General features: G+C 36.6%; 7 protein-coding genes. 4 read left to right on the forward strand and 3 right to left on the reverse strand.

Annotated features, from left to right (window positions below):
* Positions 1 to 26 precede the first annotated feature (26 nt).
* Both Q5N69_RS04940 and Q5N69_RS04945 read left to right on the forward strand, forming a co-directional pair.
* Positions 27 to 455 carry an organic hydroperoxide resistance protein gene (locus Q5N69_RS04940; protein ID WP_304367745.1) on the forward strand — a complete coding sequence of 143 codons (429 nt, stop codon included), beginning with the start codon at positions 27 to 29 and terminating at the stop codon, positions 453 to 455.
* Between the two features lie 20 nt (positions 456 to 475).
* Complete coding sequence (locus Q5N69_RS04945; protein WP_304367746.1) at positions 476 to 1,528, forward strand: NADP-dependent oxidoreductase; 1,053 nt, start codon at positions 476 to 478, stop codon at positions 1,526 to 1,528.
* 83 nt (positions 1,529 to 1,611) lie between these two features.
* On the opposite strand, the gene Q5N69_RS04950 is transcribed toward Q5N69_RS04945, so the two are convergent.
* Together Q5N69_RS04950 and Q5N69_RS04955 are read right to left on the reverse strand one after the other, a co-directional pair.
* The gene (locus tag Q5N69_RS04950) at positions 1,612 to 4,722 is read right to left on the reverse strand and encodes an efflux RND transporter permease subunit (RefSeq protein WP_304367747.1); all 3,111 of its coding nucleotides are present in this window, start codon (positions 4,720 to 4,722) and stop codon (positions 1,612 to 1,614) included.
* A gap of 3 nt (positions 4,723 to 4,725) precedes the next feature.
* Positions 4,726 to 5,907 (reverse strand): efflux RND transporter periplasmic adaptor subunit, encoded by a 1,182-nt coding sequence (locus Q5N69_RS04955; RefSeq protein WP_304367748.1) that lies wholly within the window; start codon positions 5,905 to 5,907, stop codon positions 4,726 to 4,728.
* Positions 5,908 to 6,235: 328 nt separating this feature from the next.
* Here Q5N69_RS04955 and Q5N69_RS04960 point away from each other — a divergent pair, with 328 nt between their 5' ends.
* The gene (locus Q5N69_RS04960) at positions 6,236 to 7,480 is read left to right on the forward strand and encodes an MFS transporter (RefSeq protein WP_304367749.1); all 1,245 of its coding nucleotides are present in this window, start codon (positions 6,236 to 6,238) and stop codon (positions 7,478 to 7,480) included.
* A gap of 643 nt (positions 7,481 to 8,123) precedes the next feature.
* Here Q5N69_RS04960 and Q5N69_RS04965 read toward each other — a convergent pair.
* Positions 8,124 to 8,330, reverse strand: coding sequence for a hypothetical protein (locus Q5N69_RS04965; RefSeq protein ID WP_304367750.1), 207 nt, complete (start codon positions 8,328 to 8,330; stop codon positions 8,124 to 8,126).
* 479 nt (positions 8,331 to 8,809) lie between these two features.
* Between Q5N69_RS04965 and Q5N69_RS04970 the strand changes: the two genes are divergently transcribed.
* Entirely contained in the window at positions 8,810 to 9,118 is a 309-nt protein-coding gene (locus Q5N69_RS04970) for a hypothetical protein (protein WP_304367751.1), read from the forward strand.
* Positions 9,119 to 9,200: the final 82 nt, after the last annotated feature.

Consider the following 9,200-nt stretch of genomic DNA (forward strand, 5'->3'; position numbering starts at 1 on the left):
ACGATTTAAATGAAAGGAATATTAAAATGAATAAACTTGATAACGTACTTTACACAGCAGAAGTTACAACAAATGGCGGTCGTGATGGGTCATCAAAATCAGATGATGGTCATTTAAATATCTCATTATCTACGCCTAAGTCATTAGGTGGTGCAGGTGGAGAGGGCACGAATCCAGAGCAATTATTTGCTGCTGGTTACTCAGCTTGTTTTATTGGTGCTTTAAAAGTGGTAATGGGGCAAGAAAAGATTGCTTACCCTGAAGATGCTTACGTTAATGCAAAAGTTGCTATAGGCCCTATCCCTAATGGTTTTGGTATAGCAGCCGAGTTAAATATTTTTTTAGGTGATATAGACAAAGCAACAGCTCAATCACTTGTTGAAAAAGCTCATGTTGTTTGTCCATACTCAAACGCAACCCGTGGAAATATCCAAGTTACTTTGAATGTTTTATAAACGACTAATAGGAATTTATAATGACAAAATTAACACAAACAACAGAAATTAATAGACAGATTGTTTTAGCGTCACGCCCTTTTGGCGCGCCAACTAACGAAAACTTTGAATTTGTACAAACAGAAAAACCAACGCCAAAAGCAGGCGAGATTTTATTACGTACTATTTATCTTTCTTTAGACCCTTACATGAGAGGACGCATGAGCGACGCTAAGTCTTATGCCGAACCTGTTGGGATCAACGAAGTAATGGTAGGCGGTAGTGTTTGTCGTGTTGAAGAATCAAACCACGCTGATTACCAAAAAGGTGATTGGGTTGTATCTTTTGGTGGATGGCAAGATTACAGCATCTCTGATGGCGTTGATTTACTTAAATTAGATAACAACTTAGCTAATCCGTCATACGCTTTAGGTGTTTTAGGCATGCCAGGTTTAACAGCTTATATGGGGCTATTAGACATAGGTCAACCTAAAGCTGGTGAAACCGTTGTAGTTGCTGCTGCAACAGGTGCTGTTGGTAGCTTAGTAGGACAGATTGCTAAGATCAAAGGCTGTAAAGTTGTTGGTATCGCAGGTGGCGCTGAAAAGTGTCAATACGCTGTAGACACACTTGGGTTCGACGCATGTTTAGATCACTACTCAGACAACCTTGCAGAACAACTTGCAAGCGCTTGTAACGACGGTATTGATGTATATTATGAAAATGTAGGTGGTAAAGTATTTGATGCTGTATTGCCATTACTTAATACAAGTGCTCGCATTCCATTATGCGGACTTATTTCACAATACAACTCAACTGAATTACCTGAAGGCCCAGACAGAATGTTTGCCTTAATGGGGAATTTGTTAGTGAAACGTATCAAAATGCAGGGCTTTATTGTATTTGACGATTACGGACATCGCTACAACGAATTCAGCGAAGCTATGATGCAGTGGATTGTTGACGGTAAAATTAAATATAAAGAGCATTTAGTTGAGGGATTAGAAAGCGCTGTACCATCATTTATCGGACTACTTAAAGGTGAAAACTTTGGCAAGTTGGTCGTACGTGTTGGTCCTGACAGCCTAAGCTAAATTTGCATCATAAAAACATATAAAAACGGTGAGCCATAAGCTCACCGTTTTTTTTGTCTTTAATTTAGGTTTTGGCTATTTAGCTAAGCCTCAACATTTGCCTTTTTAGTTCTAAAAAGCTTAATAATTAAAACAAAAAACAATGGAGCAAAGTAAACCACTAATACTGTCGCTGCCAACATACCACCCATTACTGACGTACCAATAGCATTTCGAGCATTAGCGCCAGCACCCGTACTTATTACTAACGGCAGTACACCTAATATAAAAGCTAACGACGTCATAATAATTGGGCGTAAACGCATTTCACAAGCTTTGACAGTAGCATCAATCATATTAGTACCTTGGTCGTATAACGCTTTGGCAAACTCAACAATTAATATTGCATTTTTAGCGGTAAGTCCGATGGTGGTTAAAACCCCTACTTGGAAATACACATCGTTTTCAAAGCCTCTCAAACTAATAGCCGCTAAAGCACCTAATACGCCAAGTGGAACCACTAAAATAATCGCAATTGGAATGCTCCAACTTTCATAAAGCGCAGCTAAACATAAGAACACCATAAGTAACGATATCGCATATAGAATAGGTGCTTGGTTACCGGCTTCAAGCTCTTGGTATGACATACCTGTCCAGCTCACTTGCACATCATGAGATAATTCAGCAGCTAATCTATCAATCTCAGCCATTGCATCACCCGTACTGTAACCAGACGCAGCTTCACCTAAAAGTTCTACAGCTGAGTTACCGTTGTAACGCATAAGTTGTGGAGAGCCTTTACCCCAATGTGATGAAGTAAATGCAGATAAAGGTACCATCTCATCTTTGTTGTTTCGTACAAACCAAAGCTCTAAATCTTCAGGCGTCATACGGTATTGCGCATCCGCTTGAATATATACTTTCTTAGAGCGACCTCTGTCGATAAAATCATTTACGTAAGATGAAGCCCAAGCAATAGATAACGAACTATTGATGTCTGAAATTTCAATACCGAGTACTTTGGCTTTTTCATAATCAATATCAAGGAAAAACTGGGCGTTATCTTCCAAGCCATTTGCTCTTACATTCTGTAATATTGGGCTTTGTCTAATTTGCTTTAATAGTTGATTACGTAACTCTATTAAACGTTCATGCCCTACATTACCAATATCTTGCAGATAAAAATCAAAACCAGAGGCTTGTCCTAATTCTCGAATAGGCGGACTGTTGAAAGCAAAAACTGATGCTTTTTTGTAAGTTGAAAAATGTTGCATAGCCCTTTGAGTTACTGAGTTAACATCAGTACCTGGTGCTGTTCTATCATCCCAATCTTTAAGACCTACAAATGCCATACCTGCATTTTGACCTCTACCTGAGAAGTTAAAACCTGCAACAGTAAATACTCGTTCTACTGTGTCAGCTTCGTTTTCTTCAAAGTATTCTCTAATTTCTGACATTACCTCATTGGTTTCTCTTAATGTTGTACCTGTTGGTAGCTGCGCCATAACCATGAAATCACCTTGATCTTCACTCGGTAAGAATGAGCTAGGGATCGCATTATACAAATAAGCAGCACCACCAAATAACACAACATAAATTAAAACAAAACGAACAGGACGAAGTAATACTCCGCCTACAGAGCCTTTATAATTAGCTAATAATTTGTCGAATAGTTTATTAAAAGTCGTAAAGAATTTGTTTTTAGGTTTATCGTGAGTAGGCTTTAATAGCGTGGCACATAATACCGGTGTCAGTATTAACGCCACTAAGACTGACAACACCATGGCTGAAACAATAGTTAATGAAAACTGTTTATAAATAACCCCTGTAGAGCCTGTCATAAATGCCATAGGAATAAATACAACCGCCAATACCATAGTAATACCCACTAAAGCACTGGTAATTTGTCCCATAGATTTGATCGTAGCATCAAGTGGCGAGAGCTTTTCTTCATGCATTATTCGCTCAACGTTTTCTACAACAACAATGGCGTCATCAACTAATAAACCGATCGCGAGTACCATACCAAACATGGTTAATGTGTTTATAGAAAAACCGAATACCGACATAATGGCGAAGGTACCTAACAAAACAACAGGTACAGCAATAGTAGGAATTAAAGTAGCGCGGAAGTTTTGTAAGAACAATAACATAACAATAAAAACTAACACTATAGCTTCCAAAAGCGTGGTAATAACTTCACTAATTGATAAACGAATAAATTCGTTATTATCAACAGCTTTAGCTAAAGTTAAACCCTCAGGAAAACCTTCAGACAATTGTGCAAGCTTTTCGTCTACTGCGATCTGTGTATCTAGAGAGTTTGCACCCGAAGCAAGTGTTACAGCAATACCTGACGCGCCATAGCCATTAAACTCAGGAATCACACTTGAGCTTTCGCTAGCTAATTCAACACGAGCAACATCTTCAAGTAAAACCTGCGAACCATCTTCATTCACTTTGACCAAAATGTTTTTAAATTCATCAACGCTTGTTAACAAACTTTGAGCGGTAATTGTTGCATTAATTAACTGAGTGTCTGTCGCTGGTGTTCCACCTAACTGGCCAACAGTTACTTGACTATTTTGCTCAGATACCGCCGCAGAAATATCAACGGGTGTTAAGTTGTAGCTATTAAGTTTAGCTGGATCTAACCAAATACGCATCGCATAAGAAGGCCCGAAAATCGTTACGCTACCTACACCATTAACTCGGCTAATCACATCTTTAAGACTAGAGTTAGCATAATCTTGAATATCAGCCGTCGTCATAGTGCCTTCAGGCGAGTACAAAATAGTAACCGACATAAAGCCTGAACTACTTTTAGTTACTGATGTACCTAAGCTTTGCACCACACCAGGTAAACGGTTAGTAGCTTGTTGTAGGTTATTTTGAACTTGTACTTGTGCAATATCAGGATCAGTGTCTGCACTAAAGGTTAACGTAATAGACGCACTACCTGACGAATCACTGGTTGACGACATATAAAGTAAGTTATCTATACCCGTCATACTTTGTTCAATAACTTGCGTTACACTGTCTTCAATTGTTTTTGCTGAAGCACCAGGGTACGACGCAGAGATCTTAATCGCAGGTGGCGCTATTGTTGGGTATTGCGATATAGGTAAAGTAACAATAGAAAACACACCAGTTAGCATGATAACTATAGCTAGTACCCATGCAAAGATGGGTCTTTGAATAAAGAAGTTAGACATAAATTACCCCTGCTCTACCGACTGAGATAAATCTTTTTGGCTTATACTGTTAGTATCAGTGTCGGTATCAATAATTACCTCTAGATTGTTTCTCACTCTGATTAAGTTACTTATCACAACCTTATCACCCGCATTAATACCCTTCTCAACAATCCAGCCGTTACCCACTTCTTTACCTAATACCACTTCTTTTTTAACTGTTTTGTTTTCTTCATTCACAACAAACAATGAAGGTTGTCCAGATTGGCTTCTTACTACGGCTGATTGCGGTACAACAAGATAATCACGTTCTTCAGGCATAGAAATATGAGCTCGTACATACATTCCAGCTAACAACGTATTATTGGGATTAGGGATAATCGCTCTAAGAGTTACTGTTCCTGTAGAACCTGTTACTTGAGTGTCTGCAAACTCTAAATGCCCTGTTAATTCATAAGGAGTACCATCTTCTAAAGTTATAGACACAGGAATAAGAAATGAATCAGAACCTCTTAAATGTTGGAAGCTTTGTCTTATTTTATAAAGAGATACCGAAGGCTGTTGCATATCAACATACACATCATTTGTTTGGATGATTGTGGTTAAATAAGATGACTGCTCAGCAGTTAATAACGAACCTTCAGAAACAGAAGAAATGCCTATTTGTCCTGAAATTGGTGCTTTAACTTTCGTATACGATAATTGAACATTGGCGTTATCTAACTCAGCTTGTCTGATTGCAACTTCGGCTTTGGCTTGTTCGTATACAGACTCAGCCTCATCATAAAGTAACTTACTCGCAAGGTTTTGCTGTAATAACTCTTTGTAACGAAGCGCACTTCTTTTAGTCGTCGCTTCATTCGCTAAAGCTTTTGCCAATTGCGCTTTTGCACTATTAACAGCTGACTGATAAGTTGTTGGATCAATCTCATAAAGCACATCGCCAGCTTCAACCATTTTACCTTCTTTGTACAATCGGCTTTTTAGAATTCCTGAGACTTGCGGCCTTACTTCAGCTTTTTTAAAGGCAGCAATACGTCCCGGCAGTTCCTTAGATAACCGGATAGAAACAGGAGATATAGTTAGCGTATCAACATGAATAGCACTAGGTGCCTTCATTTCTTGCTCAGCTTGTCCGCCACAAGCAGCTAAGATGAACGGAAGTAAAATGTATAAGCTGTATTTAAATGATTTAGCTAGCAACATAAAAAGACCTTAAGTTTTAAAAAAGACTACTGAATATAAAACGAGTATAACAAGGATAAGGTTAAGGTTGGGTTAAGAGCTTTTTAGGAGGGTTTCTAAAGTGTAACTGATTGTTTAAATCGGTTTTATTTGCGAATCAATCATAATAATTTGTATATTCGGAAAATGTCAGAATAAAAACATTCCTTCTTGAAGTTAGGTATGGCATAAAGAGAAATATTATAACAATTAAAAGGACTTAGATTGTGATAGCAAAAGAAAAAACATTACTATTTAATATTCTGAATCACACTCCTTTCAACATAAACATGTGTGATTTTGAGGGAAAATGAATAAAAATATATTCTTGTTATGGCAAGGTCAGTTAATAAGTCAATTAGGAACACAAGCGTTCTCAATCGCCATGATGTTTTGGCTTATGGAAAACATTGGCTCATCAATTTTAATGAGTATCATTTTAACTATCTCGATATTGCCGAGTATAGTTTTAGGAGCAATATCGGGTGTGTTAGCTGATAAGGTTTCAAGAAAAAAGATTATTGTTTTTGCAGATATTATTAGAGGTATAGTTGTTCTATCATTAGCATTATCTCTTATTTATGGAGTCACAGACAAAACCGTTGTCATTATCCTTTTTGCTATAACAGCATTAATAAATGGTGTTTGTCGTGCATTATTCCAACCGGCTATTGATGCTTGGATACCTGATATTGTTTCAAATCAACAACTCCCCAAAACAATAGCCTTTTTTAGTACATCTACTCAGTGTGCGACAATATTAGGTCAAGCATTAGGCGGTATTCTTTATAGAATCTTAGGTGCTCCTGTCCTACTTTTACTCGATGCATTATCATATATATTCTCTGCAATCAGTGAGTGTTTCATCAAGGTAGAAACAAAACCTAAAAATGATGAACACTTAAGTTTCAAACTTACGATTACAAGCTATAAAACTGATTTACTTGAAGGTTTCTATTATGTAAAAAATAAGAAAGGCATGTTTCAAACAATGCTCTTTGCCTCTTCAATTAACTTTTTTATTGCACCCTTTATGTTATTGCTCCCATTTTATGTTGCGGAACAATTATCAAGCCCGGTTCAGTGGTATGGCTTTTTACTTGCTGGGATGGGATTAGGGAGTTTGTTGGGTTTTTGGGTTTCTGCAATGCTAAAACCCTCTGGAAATCAGCGAGCAATCATTATGTTTTCTTCGATACTCATTCTTTCTTTATTCTTGCTTTTATTGGGCCAAAGTTTTGAAAATATCAGTTCACTAATTTATTTAAGTATCGTGGGTTTTTGTCTAGGTATGTTTAATTTACAAAGTATGACACTATTTCAGACATCTTCTCCGTCAGAGATTAGAGGCAGAGTTATGGGTTTATTAATGACAGCATCTAGTGCCTTGCTACCTTTAGGCTTAATTATTAGTGGTGGGTTAGGAGCGCTTACAAATAATGACACACAATTTATTTTTTCATTATCAGCTTTATTACTCGCTCTATTAACTATGTGTTTTATTTTAAGCACTAATACCCGAGAATTTTTATTTTCAAATAGAAAAGATAGCTAATATGCAAATCCTCCTCTCTCCTGAAATATTATTAATAACAATCCCTCTGTGGATCTTCATAAATGATGAGAATTCTTAAACAAGGTTTTCTGGGCTGTAGCTAAATTGTGGTAAATCAATTGAAATTTTTACGTCAAAAGTCGTGAGAAAATTATAAAAAACTTCACAAAAAGCAAGAAAATTCAAAGCCCCCAAATACTTATTCTTTCATCATATCCAAACAAATTATTAGTGCAAGCTAATACCTACAACTTGAATTTTAATATAAACAATAATGCTAAAGTGCTGCTCGCTTATAAGTCAGATTTAAGGTCATTGCCGTCAGTGGACTTGCCCTCATAATGTTAACTATATGCAAACTGGTGACCTAAATCCGTCCTCAAAATCAAGCACATTTATGTTCACTTAGATACTAAGCTGTGTGAAAACTCATAAACAACTGTGCTGTTCGCACACTATCTGTGTGCTGGTGTAATAATAGTTACTTTTACAATAATTTGAGATGATTAACGTGATGGGACTCCTGTAGAGTTATTACCTTTATTAGGTTTACTTTTGGTTGTTTTTCACCTGTATTGAAATTAAGCCTTATTTTGAATTAGTAGTCGTACACGCGGTTTACTAAGCGTCCAATTCTAGTAGGCTATAATTCAACCTCAAACTCACCATTCTTTAGGTGACCGAGTGTTCTGTGTCCATCTGGCGTAATACGTTCAATATAGTCAGGATAGGCTTTGTTTATACCATATAGGGTATTACCTTGAACCAATAATTCATGTTTTAGTTTTCCTGATTGACTATCACGTTCAACTTCTTCACTGAGTGCCATTATATCTATGTCATCAATCATAATTCAGCCCACCATATTTTTGTTTCCTAATGTCCTCAATATAAAACAATTGATACTAAACATCATGGTTTTTAGTAAATTCTTCGATTTTTCCTTCCATACGGTTGAGAGCATGATTATAACGGTAAAGTAAACCAGAAACACTCTCATTAAGTGGTCTTTAAATGCTTAAAAACTTAATAGTATTAACTTTAAATCATTTACTCAACTTTGATTTTATATTCAAGTTCTATCAATAAAATGTACATTTAAACTGGTTTTATATCCAGTTGGTGTTTAATCCTTCTTTCTACAAATATGCGAAATTATATCCTCCTTTCACACACAACCATTTAATGCTCTATTTTTAAGTCATTGATCTAAAGGTAACAATCGCGTAATGTCGATATTAATTATAAATTAAAGGGGATTTTTGGCCTTTGTAGAAAGGCGGATTGTATCCTCATAATAAACTGTTATATTTAATCAGAGGTTAGGGTTTGAAATTTCAACTAGTAATCCAATTTGACACATCAAACTTTGATGACTTTGATTGGTTAATTGCATTGGAAGATAAACTTGAGTTAAAACTTGGTTCAGCCCATGAAGTAGATGGACATGATTTTGGTTCTGGTGAAATGAATATTTTTATTAACACAAACAATCCCCAATCTGCTTTAGCCACTTGTAAAAAAGCAATTGATGAACTCACAATACTTAAATTTATTGCAGCGTATCGAGACTTCACTAGTGAGGAGTTTACGGTTATTTACCCTAAAAACAAAGAACGAGTGTTTAGTGTAATTTAAATATAAATCGGGTAGCCGGAGGTATCTAACCTCCAGCCCCCACACCACCCTGCATGCGGCTCCGCACAGGGCGGTTCATTAA

Source organism: Pseudocolwellia sp. AS88, from assembly GCF_030551755.1.
Lineage (GTDB): Bacteria > Pseudomonadota > Gammaproteobacteria > Enterobacterales > Alteromonadaceae > Pseudocolwellia.